The 11,733-nt window shown below is 68.0% G+C and carries 12 protein-coding genes and 4 pseudogenes; 8 read left to right on the top strand and 8 right to left on the bottom strand.

From position 1 onward, the window contains the following. Window positions 1–64: 64 nt before the first annotated feature. Both ACWGJY_RS36660 and ACWGJY_RS36655 read left to right on the top strand, forming a co-directional pair. Window positions 65–391 (top strand): annotated as a pseudogene (locus ACWGJY_RS36660) (site-specific integrase); the annotation flags it as partial. Between the two features lie 105 nt (window positions 392–496). After that, window positions 497–859 (top strand): hypothetical protein, encoded by a 363-nt coding sequence (locus ACWGJY_RS36655; RefSeq protein ID WP_453265229.1) that lies wholly within the window; start codon window positions 497–499, stop codon window positions 857–859. Between the two features lie 200 nt (window positions 860–1,059). Here ACWGJY_RS36655 and ACWGJY_RS36650 read toward each other — a convergent pair whose 3' ends face one another. Further along, window positions 1,060–1,446, bottom strand: coding sequence for a nuclear transport factor 2 family protein (locus tag ACWGJY_RS36650; protein ID WP_453265228.1), 387 nt, complete (start codon window positions 1,444–1,446; stop codon window positions 1,060–1,062). Window positions 1,447–1,544: 98 nt separating this feature from the next. Here ACWGJY_RS36650 and ACWGJY_RS36645 point away from each other — a divergent pair, with 98 nt between their 5' ends. Further along, window positions 1,545–2,123 (top strand): TetR/AcrR family transcriptional regulator, encoded by a 579-nt coding sequence (locus ACWGJY_RS36645; protein ID WP_453265227.1) that lies wholly within the window; start codon window positions 1,545–1,547, stop codon window positions 2,121–2,123. A gap of 233 nt (window positions 2,124–2,356) precedes the next feature. Then, window positions 2,357–2,542, top strand: a complete 186-nt coding sequence (locus ACWGJY_RS36640; protein WP_227043202.1) for a DUF6381 family protein — start codon at window positions 2,357–2,359, stop codon at window positions 2,540–2,542. A 41-nt stretch (window positions 2,543–2,583) separates the two neighbouring features. Here the strand turns inward: ACWGJY_RS36640 and ACWGJY_RS36635 are convergent, their stop codons facing one another. The 4 genes from ACWGJY_RS36635 to ACWGJY_RS36620 form a co-directional block, all read right to left on the bottom strand. Next, entirely contained in the window at window positions 2,584–2,994 is a 411-nt protein-coding gene (locus ACWGJY_RS36635) for a hypothetical protein (protein WP_453265226.1), read from the bottom strand. Between the two features lie 427 nt (window positions 2,995–3,421). Then, entirely contained in the window at window positions 3,422–4,171 is a 750-nt protein-coding gene (locus ACWGJY_RS36630; protein WP_453265225.1) for a sulfite exporter TauE/SafE family protein, read from the bottom strand. A 147-nt stretch (window positions 4,172–4,318) separates the two neighbouring features. After that, window positions 4,319–5,683, bottom strand: a complete 1,365-nt coding sequence (locus ACWGJY_RS36625) for an MBL fold metallo-hydrolase (protein ID WP_453265224.1) — start codon at window positions 5,681–5,683, stop codon at window positions 4,319–4,321. A 251-nt stretch (window positions 5,684–5,934) separates the two neighbouring features. Then, complete coding sequence (locus ACWGJY_RS36620) at window positions 5,935–6,624, bottom strand: rhodanese-like domain-containing protein (protein ID WP_453265223.1); 690 nt, start codon at window positions 6,622–6,624, stop codon at window positions 5,935–5,937. 305 nt (window positions 6,625–6,929) lie between these two features. Here ACWGJY_RS36620 and ACWGJY_RS36615 point away from each other — a divergent pair, with 305 nt between their 5' ends. The 3 genes and pseudogenes from ACWGJY_RS36615 to ACWGJY_RS36605 all read left to right on the top strand — a co-directional run. Continuing rightward, entirely contained in the window at window positions 6,930–7,739 is an 810-nt protein-coding gene (locus ACWGJY_RS36615; RefSeq protein ID WP_453265222.1) for an NAD(P)/FAD-dependent oxidoreductase, read from the top strand. Next, window positions 7,669–8,176: pseudogene (locus ACWGJY_RS36610) on the top strand (transposase); the annotation flags it as partial. The gene ACWGJY_RS36615 and the pseudogene ACWGJY_RS36610, both read left to right, overlap by 71 nt. A gap of 66 nt (window positions 8,177–8,242) precedes the next feature. Further along, window positions 8,243–8,380, top strand: a pseudogene (locus ACWGJY_RS36605) (IS5/IS1182 family transposase); the annotation flags it as partial. 159 nt (window positions 8,381–8,539) lie between these two features. On the opposite strand, the gene ACWGJY_RS36600 reads toward ACWGJY_RS36605, so the two are convergent. Next, the gene (locus ACWGJY_RS36600) at window positions 8,540–9,268 is read right to left on the bottom strand and encodes a DJ-1/PfpI family protein (RefSeq protein ID WP_453265221.1); all 729 of its coding nucleotides are present in this window, start codon (window positions 9,266–9,268) and stop codon (window positions 8,540–8,542) included. Window positions 9,269–9,629: 361 nt separating this feature from the next. Here ACWGJY_RS36600 and ACWGJY_RS36595 point away from each other — a divergent pair. After that, window positions 9,630–10,397, top strand: a pseudogene (locus ACWGJY_RS36595) (MMPL family transporter); the annotation flags it as partial. An 82-nt stretch (window positions 10,398–10,479) separates the two neighbouring features. Here the strand turns inward: ACWGJY_RS36595 and ACWGJY_RS36590 are convergent. Both ACWGJY_RS36590 and ACWGJY_RS36585 read right to left on the bottom strand, forming a co-directional pair. Next, window positions 10,480–11,181 carry a TMEM175 family protein gene (locus ACWGJY_RS36590; protein ID WP_453265220.1) on the bottom strand — a complete coding sequence of 234 codons (702 nt, stop codon included), beginning with the start codon at window positions 11,179–11,181 and terminating at the stop codon, window positions 10,480–10,482. 133 nt (window positions 11,182–11,314) lie between these two features. Further along, the coding region (locus tag ACWGJY_RS36585; RefSeq protein WP_453265219.1) for a hypothetical protein at window positions 11,315–11,733 on the bottom strand (419 nt) is incomplete at its 5' end.

Raw genomic sequence — 11,733 nt, 5'->3', positions numbered from 1 at the left:
GCGGGAAGTCGTCCCGGGGAGAGATATTCGCAGGTCAGGGAGGGTATCTGCTAGCTTCCGGGCCGTGCATGAGACAGGTGATTCTGCCCGGGACTTAGCATGCTTCGTGCCGCCGCAGACCGGTGAGCTGGTGAAGACCGCGGACACCGCTCGGCCCTACGTGCTGGTTGACGCGGACGGTGTTCCCGTCGTCCCGGTGTCGGCGTTCTTTGCCGAACTTCAGGCGTGCGCGAGGCCGGCGACGACGATCCGTTCGTATGGGATGGACTTGCTGCGGTGGTGGCGGTTCTTGGCCGGGTGGGGTGTGGAGTGGGACCGGGCGACGCGGCTGGACGCGCGGGACTTTGCTCGGTGGATGCAGGTCGCGCCGAAACCCGCCCGGACTCACTGGCGCCGCCGGCTGTCCGGCCAGGCGGCGTCCGCCTCAGCAGTCCGGGGAGGAGCCGGTGTGCCGAACGCGGTGACCGGCCGGGCCGGTCCGGGACGCTTGTACTCGGTGTCGACGCGAGCTCACTGCGAGGCCGTGCTGCGGTCGTTCTACGCCTTCCACCTGGAGGAAGGCACCGGGCCGATCATCAACCCGTTCCCCGCTGCGCGGGAGCGCCGTCGGCTCCCGTCCACGGCGGGCCAGTCCGCTCGGCAATCTGGCGGAGGCCGTTACCGGCCGTCGGTGCCCCAACGTCTGCCGCGTCGAATTCCCGACGGCCGCTTCAACGACCTGTTCGCCGCTCTGCGACACCACCGAGACCGGGCCCTGCTCGCCTTCTGGGTATCGAACGGGGCGAGGGCGAGCGAGCTGCGAGGCTTCTTCTTCCCCATGCTCTCCATGATGGACATCCTCCCGGGGCAGAACCCCTGATCTCTGATGTCCGTCAAAGCGGATCAAGCCCAGGTGGTGATGGATGCCGGATACGACGCTCCCCGCATCGCTCACTTGCTGGACGGGCTGCCGTATCCGCCGCCGATCCCGCCCGCCTCAGGGCGGACGGTAAGAGAGCGGAGGCATGGTCGCGATGGAGCGGGGAGCCGGTCGAAGGTCAGGACCCAAGCCGGGAGTCGTCAGACGAAGAAGGCGTTCATCCCGGGCACGTCGGAGAGATAGGTCTCGATACTCGCGATCTTTCCGTCGCGGAGCCGACAGACCGTGGCCAGGTATTCGTCCAGCACGGCGTCCTCCCGGTGCGCCGTGTTGTGCAGGGAGAGCGCCATGTTCTCCCTGCTGACCAGGAGATGCAGCAGCTCGAAGTCGAGGCCGTACGAGGCGATCAGCTGAGCGCGCTCCACCACCGCGTCGGCGCCGTCAGCTGTGCCGGAGATGGTGTTGTCGCCGGGCAGGGTCCAGGTGGCGTCGTCGTGCAGCAGGGCCCGGATACCGTCCCAGTCGCCCGAGACAAGGGCCTGGTGGAAGGTGCGCCCGAGGGCGAGGGGGGCTTCGTTGGTGGACATGGCATTCCCTTCACAACACTAAAGCGGCAATCTCCGCTTTAGTGTGACCGTAAGCCCCCTGCCCGCTAAGGCGCAACTCTTTGCTTTAAGGTGGAGGGGTGAACGCTGACGCATCGACGAAACGGCCCGGCGGCCGCAGCACCCACGTCCGTGCCGCCGTGCACAGCGCCGCGGTCGCGCTGGTGGGCGAGTTCGGCGCCGACCAGGTGACCCTCCCCGCCGTGGCCCAGCGCGCGGGGGTCAACTCCAGCACCCTCTACAGGCGCTGGGGTACGCTCGCCGCACTCCTGGCCGACGTCGCCAAGCACCGCAGCGACGCTGGCGCGCCCCCGCTCGTCGGCGACCTGCGCACCGACCTGGAGAACCAGGCACTCTGGACACTGACGGAGCTCTCCCGGCCCGGTGGCATCGCGTTCTTCCGCGCCGAGGTCGCGCCCGACGTCGACGAGCGCCACGACGGACTACGTGAATGCCTGCGCAGGGTCAGCGAGCGCTTCCGTCCTGTCCTCGACACGGCACGGGAGCGCGGCGACGCGCCCCCGTCCCTGGAGCAGGTTCTGGATCGGATCGTTGCGCCGCTCTACTTCCGGGTGGTCTTCTCGATCCCCGGTACGGATGAGGCGTACGTCCGCGACCTTGTCGCGGAGCTGCCCGGGAAGCTTCAACCTGAGTTGTGAACTTCGCTCGGCTCCTCGCTCCAGCGGAACCCGCCCGGAGCCGCACACACCTCGGGCCCGGGAGGAAGAGGTTACGGAACACCTGCAGGACAGCCCCATGGCCCCATGCCGTTTCAGAACCTCTCGTCATCTGCCTGATCCGAACGGAACCGGCGGCGGATACCGCGGAGACGGGGCGGGCAAGCCGGCCTGAGGTTAAAACTCAAGCTGAGTGTCTTCCCCACTCACCGGGAGTGATCACGGGCCTCAAGGACGAACGTGACCGCGCCCGGCAGAGGCAGGTGGAGCAGAAGGCACGGGATCTGGCTGAGGCTGCCGAACGCGCTACGGACCCGGAACTCCGGCAACGGCTGAAAGACAAAGCCCAACGGCTTCAGGACCAGCAGGAGAGCGCCAAGAAGGCCGGCCCCGAGCAGTAACCGCGAAAAGGGTGCCGCCCGTTCTCGGTGAAGGCCAACGGTCACCGACCAGCGGTGGCGGGTCGGCGCTTGTCATCCCATTCCTGCAGGGCCTCGCGCACCGTGGCGGCCAGGGCGCCCTTGCGGGCCGCCACGGTGCGCACGTATGGCCCGGCTCCCTGGAGCAGCCCGGAGCGGGGCAACCGCAGTACCATCGCCTGGTGGCTGCCGGAAGATGAGATATGGCTCCAGGCGTCGAAGCAACGGGCTCCGGCGGCGGGGATATCGTCGCTGTAGGAGCCGTCGGGGTTGGTGCAGCGCCAGTGTGTCTTCTCGGCGCACCGCGAGCAGGCGAGGGTCCCCACCATCCTGGGGAAACGTCGTTGCCACTCCGCGTCCAGTTCGTAGACGTCCTGAGCAAGGGGGATGTTCTTGCGGCACCGGCAGCACTTGATGCGGAACGCAGCGGACACGTGGATCTCTTTCCTCAGAGGTGCAGCGCGCTCAACCTGGCACCTGTTCGTCGAGCGGAGCTGGAGCCATGCCGACCCACGTCGCCGGCGGTGGAGGCGGGTTCGCCAGCGCGTCAGCTGTGACAGTGCCATCGAAAAGACGGAACGAACACTGCCCGGTGTCAGGCAGCTGGCTGCTGGTCCGGGAGATCTTCTGGATGGGTGTGCCGCTGCAGGTGCACACCCATCGCTAGGGCCGCGTACTCGATCTCCCTCTCGATCGCCTGGCTGTAATCCGGCTGGCCATCGCGCGGCCCGGCATGACGGTACAGAGCGCGGGCGATACCTCGGCAAACCAGGCCAACCGGAGAGGTGGGCGGGTTGGCGGCCGGGGATACCGGGCGGATGCGGGCCCGCCTGGACACGTTGTCGCCGGTCTGGGCTGCTGTCACGTCACGGCGTCGGCGAGCATGAAGGCGGCCACGGCCAGCAGGACCACGGCGAAGATGCGCTGCAAGTGGGGCGCGGAGACCTTCGCGGCTATGCGCTTTCCGTCCCAGGCGCCCAGGATCGCGGTTCCGATGAACGGGCCGATCAGCGCCCAGTCGACCGAGGCAGCGGTGCCGGAGCGAGTGGCCAAGGAGGCCAGTGAGTTGGCCGTGATGATCAGCAGGCTGGTGCCGACTGCGGCATCCATCTCGAAGGCCAGGACGGTGACCAGGGCGGGGACGGCGAGAAAGCCGCCGCCCACACCGAGCAGTCCGGTCAGCGTGCCGAGTGCGGCACCGGCCCCGGCTGCCTTGCCCGGCCGTACACGCCCGTCTTTGGGGCGAGCGGTGTAAGCGGGCCGGAGCATTTTGATGGCGGAGAGGGCGGCTATGGCGGCGAAGGCGAGGGTGAGGACGGCTTGAGGCAGGTGGGCGGAGGCTGCCCCAGCGACAGCCGCCGGAAGAATCCCGGCGGCTGCGAATGCCGCTCCGGCCTTCCACCGCACCCGCCCGGCCCGGGCGTGCGCGTACAGGGCGGTCAGAGACGTGGCGGTGACGATGATCAGGCTGGCGGTGGTGGCTGAGGCGGGGGTGAAGCCGAGCAGGTAGATCAGGGCGGGCACCGCCAGGACGCTGCCGCCGCCGCCGAGGGCGCCGAGCATCAGGCCGACAACGGCTCCTGCAATCAGGGCCAGGATCAGGGCGGTCACGCTATTCGCCCACTGTGTCTGCTGTCGCCGGCCGACGGCATTGCGGTACCGGTGACGCGGGGGTGGGCCTGTACGGGGCCGAGGCAGCCAAGAGCCTGGCGGTAGAGGAACAAATCACGTGCCTTCTGTGCAGGTGGAGCAAGGGATTCATGACCGGGTGAGGCTCAGGCCCGCGTCGGCGGCCGCCTCGAAGCTGTCATCGATGGCGACGACCTGTCGTCCGGCCGCGTCCAGGAGAGAAGCGGCGATCGCCGCGCGCATCCCGCCGGCGCAGTGCACCCACACCGTGCCGTCCGGCACGTCGCCGACCCGGCCGTGCAGTTCGTGGAGCGGAATGTGCACGGAGCCCTCGATGAAGCCGTTCGCACGTTCGGAATCCCGGCGCACATCCAGCACCACCACGTCCTCGCCGCGCTTGTGTGCAGCGGCGAGGTCGGCGAAGCCGGCGCGGGGGAAAAAGGCGAGCCGTTCGCCCTGACGGACCCAGGCGGCTGGATCACCGGTGGCGGCGGCGGCCGGGCGGTCGATACCGACCCGGGTCAGCTCCCGCTGCGCCTCGGCAATCTGCCCCGGGGTGTCGCCGAGCAGGGTGACCGGCTTGCCCCACGGGATCAGCCAGGCCAGATAGGTGGCCAGCTTGCCTGTGCCCTCGAAGTTGAACGATCCGGCCACATGGCCGTCGGCGAAGGCGACCCGGCTGCGCAGGTCCACCACCCACTCACCCGCCGCCAGCCGTTCGGCGATCTGTGCGGCGTCGGCGGGCTCGGGCGGGGTCAGGTCGACGGGCCCGGGTCCGGCGGCGTTGGCCGGGCCCATGTGCGTGTAGTAGGCGGGCACGTTCTCCAGCCCGGCCAGGACCCGCTTCACGAAGTCGTCGACATCCAGGGTGAATGCATCGTTGCCGGCGCGTTCCTGGCCGATCGTGCTCGCATCGCCCTCGGCTTGGGAGGAGGAGCAGAAGCTGCCGAAACCGTGCGTGGGCAGCACCGGCACCTCGTCGTCGAGTGTCGCCGCCAACCGGTGGACGGAAGCGTGCTGGGCGCGGGCCAGTTGCTCGGTCAGCCGCGGGTCCACCAGGTCCGGTCGTCCCACGGAACCGATCAGCAGCGAGCCGCCCGTGAAAGCAGCCACCGGGCTTCCCTCCTCCTCCAGGACGTACGAGGTGTGGTGCGGGGTGTGGCCCGGGGTGGCTATCGCGCGCAGCACCAGGTACTCGTCCACCTCGAACACGTCCCCGTCCGCGACAGGAGTGCGAGGGAAGGAGACGCGGGCCCCGACCGGGACGAGGTAGCGGGCGCCGGTGAGGCGGGCCAGTTCCAGCCCGCCGGTGACGTAGTCGTTGTGCAAGTGCGTCTCCGCCACGTAGGCGATGCGCACCCCTCGCCGCGCGGCGGTGGCGATCACCTGATCGACGTCCCGCGGCGGATCGACCACGACCGCAGCTCGCCGACCCCCTGCCAGATAGCTACGGTTGCCCAGCCCCTCGAACTCCAGGGTGTCGACAAAAAACATGGCGTGACTCCTCTCCGGGCTGGTGTACCCGGTTAATTCCGTTTCGGGAAGCCGCCGCCGAAGCTCCGGAACCGTTGCGCCACTCCGAACCGCTCGCGATATCCGCGGTTCTCATTTCCTGGGACATTGCGCAAACGGTCACCGTCTGGAATGGCGGTAGCGAATTTTCCGAAGACTGCGGGCGGACGGCGTATCCGGCCGGCCTCATGCCGGCGGACGTATGCGACGGTTATCTGCCGGTTTTGCTTTCGTCAGCCCTCGCGCACCGCATCTGCGACGCGATCGCCGTTGTTCTCGGCGCTTTCGCTCCCGGGAAGGACGACCGGCAGCCCCGCTGCTTCCCACGCCTCAAGGCCGCCCGCCACGCTGTAGACGGAAGACCGGCCCGCGCGGATCGCCTGCACGCCGCCCTGCGCGCTGCGGTTGCCTGTGCGGCAGACGAAGGCCAGTGGGCCGTCAGGCAGATCCGACAGCGACGCTGGCAATGTGCTGAGCGCGGCGTGGACGGCGCCGGCCGGGTGGCGCGCTGCCCATTCATCGTCTTCACGGACATCGACCAGTGTGAGTTGCCCGTCCTCGGCGCGGCGACGCGCCTCAACAGGAGACAGGTCAGCGGGCATGCGACCGTCGCCGGAACTCAGGCTCTGCGTGGGCAGGACCGTCCGGATCGCCTCGTAGTTCGAGGCATGGACGACGGCTATCTGCTGTCCCATCATCGGGCAGACATTCATTGCCTCTTCCCAGTGACGGGTGGACTCCCATTCCGCCACGTTGACGAGAGAGAATTTGCTCCCCGGAACGATCGTGCGGAACATGTAAGTCCGAATGAAACCGGGCTGCGCCGCCATCACCTCCGCAGCATCTTGCCATACGGCGAGATAAGAGGCTTCCTTCTCCTCATCGATCTCGATCGGAATGATCACGACGTGGCGATTTTCCATCTGCTGCGTCCTCAAGTATTTCAACTACCGGCATGCCGCTCGATCCGGAGGAATTCCCAACGAATGCGGGAACACGACCGAGTCCTGGCGATACCGGCTTTCAGTTGGGGGCCGGAACCATCTGGACGCAGCTTGCACACACGTATCCGCAGGCGACGAATCCTCTTGCTGGACTGGCAAGATGCTCGGCGTGGTCCGGGGCCGTCGGCCGATCGGCGAGCCATCCCCGGCGGCGAGAGCCAGCGCGTCTTGCCAGGACGGCATGAACCGATGCGGCATCCGTGGCGCCGTCGCACGCTGATGGCATGAGCGAGTTCGAGTTGATACGAGATGGTGAACAGACCTGGGACGTCGTGGTGGTCGGGGGTGGGACCGCCGGCCTTTCCGGGGCTTTGAATCTGGCCCGGGTGCGCCGGTCGGTTCTGGTGATCGACAAGGGTGAGCCCCGCAATGCTCCGGCTGCTGGCGCCCATGGTGTGCTCGGCCGCGAGGGCATCTCTCCTCTGGAGCTACTGCGGCTCGGGCGCGAGGAGGTCGCTTCGTACGGCGGTCGTGTCGTTTCGGGGCAGGTCACGCGGATCTCCCGGGACGGCGCGGGCTTCCGGGTTGTCACCGAGGACGGGCAGCACCTACGGACGCACAGAGTGCTGGTGACCACTGGTTTGGTCGATGTGCTGCCGGACGTGCCAGGGCTGGCCGAACGGTGGGGGCGGGACGTGCTGCACTGCGTGTACTGCCACGGCTGGGAAGTCCGGGACAAGGTCATCGGAGTGCTCGGCAACTTTCACCAGGCACTGTTGTTCCGTCAGATGTCCAAGGACGTCACGCTGTTCCTGCACACCGCAACGGAACTGACCGACGAACAGTGGGAGCAGCTGGCTGCTCTCGGTGTCGGCGTGGTCGACGGTGAGGCCACCGGGCTCGAGGTCGACAGCCAGGACCAGATGGTGGGCGTGCGGCTGGCGTCGGGAAAGGTGGTGGCGGTCCAGCAACTGGTGGTTGCCCCCCGGTTCCTCGCGCGCGCGGGTTTGGGAGCAGCTTCGGGTGGGGCCATCCCGCCGGACGCGTATTCGGCGGGACGGATTTCTGCGCGGACTCCACGAAGAGCGCGGTGAACTGGTACGGCCCCCGATGCGGGATCTCACCGACGGTGACCTTCGCGATCCGGCAGTGCAGCGGCTGCAGTTCTTCCTCGCCGAATCCCCCTGGGAGCACGAGCGGATCAACGCCCGTCGTCTTGAGCGGTTACTGGGTGATCCGCGCACCGCTTGCGCATGCCGGTGGGGTGCTGGTCATCGACGACTCCGGCGGCCGTAAGGACGGGACCGCGACCGCGCATGTGGGCCGGCAGTGGCTGGGCCGATACGGCAAGACCGACAACGCCGTGGCCACGGTCACCACATTGTGGGCGGACGAGCGGCTGTACTATCCGCTGCACGCCGTGCCCTACACCCCCGCCCGCCACTTCCCCAAGGGCCGCAGCGATCCGGGCTTCGCCACGAAACTGCAGATCGCTGCCGCACTCGCCCGCCGGGCCACGGAGGCCGGAGTTCGCTGCGTCGACCGGGGTGCGGGCATCGGGACCGTAGGCCCAGGTGCCTCCCAGCCGCCGGCCAGCCACCGCCGGGTGGTCGAGCGCACCACTTCCTGGCTTTCCGGCTGCCGTCGCCCGCACCGACACTACGCGCGCAAACCCGAGCACTTCCTCACCTTCACCGCCGTAGGCGCCAGCCTGATCAACTACCGCCGACTCACCAAGTGGAACGACGCCCAAGGTTGCGCGTGGTCGGCAACTTCTGCTGCGACGATCGCGTCTATCACCTCTGACGGTCCCGCCAGCGGCCAACCTGCTTCGGTGTCCGCTACCCTTCCTCGACCGAGTCCTTTCATCTGTCCCCGGCGGGACCACCCTCGGTCAGTTCTTCCGCCAGACGGTTCCGCGCGCCTCGTACTCCAGCATCGTCTCCACGCCCGTCGCCACATCCGGCCCGACTTCGCGGTTGACCAGCCACAAGCCCAGGTCGAGACCCGAGGTGATACCCCCGGCCGTCACAAGATCCCCGTCATCGACCACGCGAGCGTCCTTGACGAGACCGCCCTGTTCCCTCAGATAGTTTTTCGCGCCGTGGTGTGTTGTGCACGGGCGCCCCTTCGTCAGGCCGGCCGCAGACAGAATCACCGCTCCCGTACACAGCGAACTGATCGTCAGCCCTTCACGGGGAGCGGCAGCGAGGGCACGAGGGAGAGTGGCGCCATCGATTTCGGCCCATACGCCGGGACCTTCACGGTGGGCGTAGCCGCCGCCGGGCACGATGACCACGTCCGCCGCTTCCGGCGACCACCGATACTTCACCTCTATGCCCGTGCCGTATCCGCAACGGACCAGCCCAGGCTGTCCCGTCGTGACATACCGGACCTCGATGCCGTTCGGACTGTGCATGGCTGCGGCGGAGAAGACCTCGTACGGGCCGATGCAGTCCATCTCCTCAACACCGTCGAACATCACGATGTGGACGCGCAGCGCGTCTGTGCGCCGCGTCGAGGCGACTGCTGCGCCATCGTCCAGGGCGGTGGTAGCCAGTGCCCCTGCGGATATGACGCCCGCGGCTGCTGACGTGTGGCGGATGAATTCTCTGCGGTGCATGGATGCGCCTTCCTGTGTGTGCGCCGAGGCGTTGGCATCGGGCCCGCTTGGTGGACCGCCCCCTCCGTAGTGGTCGTTCAGGACGGTCGCAGATTCCGGTACGAGGACGTGTTTCCGCAGGGGGCGGTACTTAAGGGCGTGCAGATCATTAACATGCTTTCTTGATCTTGCTGGCTGCGTGGTGGGGTGGCGGCAGACTTTCTCGGGTGTCGGATGATCTTGTGCCTGATGACCTGTGGGAATGTGTGGCTCCGCTGCTGCCGGCTCGTTCGCCGCGGCGTGAGCGGTATCCGGGCCGGTTGCCGGTGGACGACCGGACCGCCCTGCGCGGGATCGTGTACGTCCCGTGTAAGGGTGAGCCGACCTGGCAGAAGCGACACGGGCCGAGGTCTCGGTGACCGGTACGACCGCTGTGAACATCGACGTCTCCGACCGGTTGGCGAGCTCTCTGATCCCCTTCGCGCTCGTTGTCGTCGGCCTGTCGCTGCTGCTGTTGCTCCTGGTTTTCCGCTCGGTGATCGTCCCGTTGAAGGCCAGTCTGGGCTTCCTGCTGTCGGTGGCCGCCACCTTCGGCGCGGTCGTGGCCGTGTTCCAGTGAGACTGGCTCGCGAGCGCGCTCGGCGTCGCCGAGACCGGTCCGGTGGTCAGCATCCTGCCCATCCTGGTGATGGCAGTGCTGTTCGGACTCGCCATGGACTACGAGGTATTCATGGTCAGCCGCATCCGCGAGGCGCTCGTCCACGGCGCCGCGCCACCGGAAGCCGTCCTGGCCGGTTCGCGCCATGCCTCCCGCGTGGTCACCGCCGCCGCCCTCATCATGTTCGCGGTGTTCGCGAGCTTCATCCCCGGCGGCAGCACGATGCTGAAGCCGATCACCTTCGCCCTCGCCGTGGGGGTCTGCATCGACGCCTTCCTCCTCCAGATGACGCTTGTCCCCGCCGTCCTCGCGCTCGTCGGCCGAGCGGGCTGGTGGCTTCCGAAGTGGCTGGACCGGCTGCTGCCCGACCTCGACATCGAGGGCGAACGGCTCACGGCGGATCGGCAGAAAGACGGCACGGACGGTCACGGCCCGACCCCGCCCGTCGCGGTCGGCGCGTCCTCGTGCATCTCCCCACGCAGGATGTCTTGAGCCATAGCAGCGATCATGTCGAGCTGCGGAGCGGCTGTCCCCAGAGCTCAGGCTGGTGTCCGGGCGGCGGCCGTTCCCGTGGTCAGCGGGCGGTGCGTTGCCGTCGGGAACGCGCCAGCCTCGGCAGGACAGCGAGCAGCAGCAGGCTGTAGTACTGCAGGACGGGTACGGCGAGCGCGATGGCGAAGGCGATGACCAGGGCGAGGACGTTGAGCCAGCTCTCGGTGTACAAGTCCTCGGCCCTCCGGCGGACCTCCGGGCCGTCTTCCTCGAAAAGTGCCGGGGTGGCCTTCAGGATCCTCAGCATCGCGAACCGGCAGACCATGCCGGCCAGGAGGGTCGAGTAGTAGAACGCCGCCACGAATCGGTCGCGGCCGAAGGTGCCGAGCATCTCGGTCGGCAGAGGAAGGACGACGACGGAGAGCAGCCACCCCATGTTCCATACCATCAGGGAGCGGGTGAACTCCGTGACCGATGAGAAGGTCCGGTGGTGCTCCCGCCAGATGTTCGCGATGACCGCGAAGCTGAGCAGGAAGCTCCAGATCTGGTCGAGGTGACCGGTGATCACCTCGCTGGCGCCCTCGTGGGCGGACGCGGCTTCTGGGACGAGGTCCACCAGCGGCAGGATCAGCAGGGTGATGGAGATCGCGGTGACCGCGTCGGTGAAGAGCACCAGGCGCTCCCCCGGGACGCCCCCCTCGGTCCTGTCCGCCGCGGGAACCGACAGCTCTGCCTGGTCGGACCCTCCCGTCCCGGTCTCGCCGATGACACCACTGGCACCCATACGTTTGCACCTCTCTCTTGCCGCCCCGGCGCGCCTGCCGCCGCTGCCGGACGCTGCTGGTCGTGGACGTTCCCGTAGACTCTCCACACCCAAGCCGTTGACCCAGCATTGATGGATGAGTCCGGACCAAGTCCTAGACTAGTGGCCTGCGTTCGGGCCACCACCGCTGGACGGCCTCGACGGTTGTCGACGGGCTCACGTTGAAACAGAGCTTCGCACCGGGCGCCAGTTCGTGAGTGATGCCGACCAGGACCTCGAAGAGCGGGGTCAGCGCCGGGTCCAGCCGGACACCGGCGCCGATCACCACGATGTCGTAGTCCTTCCCGGACAGCGCGGCGCGGTAGACCGCCTCGGCCGTGCGGCCGTAGTCGAGCAGGCAGACGTCGACAGTGAAACCGAGTTCCGCGAGCCGGGCCCGCTCGGCGGCCACGCCCGCCTGGACCACTTCGGCGCCGAGCTCGGGGAACGCCGCCCGCGACGAGGCCGAGTCGTCCACCAGCGCGGGATCGAGTCCGACAGTGAGCATGGACGGGGACATGCCGTGACCTCCTG

The organism is Streptomyces sp. NPDC054765 (assembly GCF_053612065.1).
This window is presented reverse-complemented; position numbering and strand designations above follow the sequence as displayed.

What these genes read in the sequence shown, in the direction of transcription:
- ACWGJY_RS36625 (WP_453265224.1), bottom strand. Translation starts at nt 5,683, where the DNA reads ATGTTTTTTGTCGACACCCTGGAGTTCGAGGGGCTGGGCAACCGTAGC.
- ACWGJY_RS36650 (WP_453265228.1), bottom strand. Translation starts at nt 1,446, where the DNA reads ATGTCCACCAACGAAGCCCCCCTCGCCCTCGGGCGCACCTTCCACCAG.
- ACWGJY_RS36615 (WP_453265222.1), top strand. Translation starts at nt 6,930, where the DNA reads ATGAGCGAGTTCGAGTTGATACGAGATGGTGAACAGACCTGGGACGTC.
- ACWGJY_RS36590 (WP_453265220.1), bottom strand. Translation starts at nt 11,181, where the DNA reads ATGGGTGCCAGTGGTGTCATCGGCGAGACCGGGACGGGAGGGTCCGAC.
- ACWGJY_RS36620 (WP_453265223.1), bottom strand. Translation starts at nt 6,624, where the DNA reads ATGGAAAATCGCCACGTCGTGATCATTCCGATCGAGATCGATGAGGAG.
- ACWGJY_RS36600 (WP_453265221.1), bottom strand. Translation starts at nt 9,268, where the DNA reads ATGCACCGCAGAGAATTCATCCGCCACACGTCAGCAGCCGCGGGCGTC.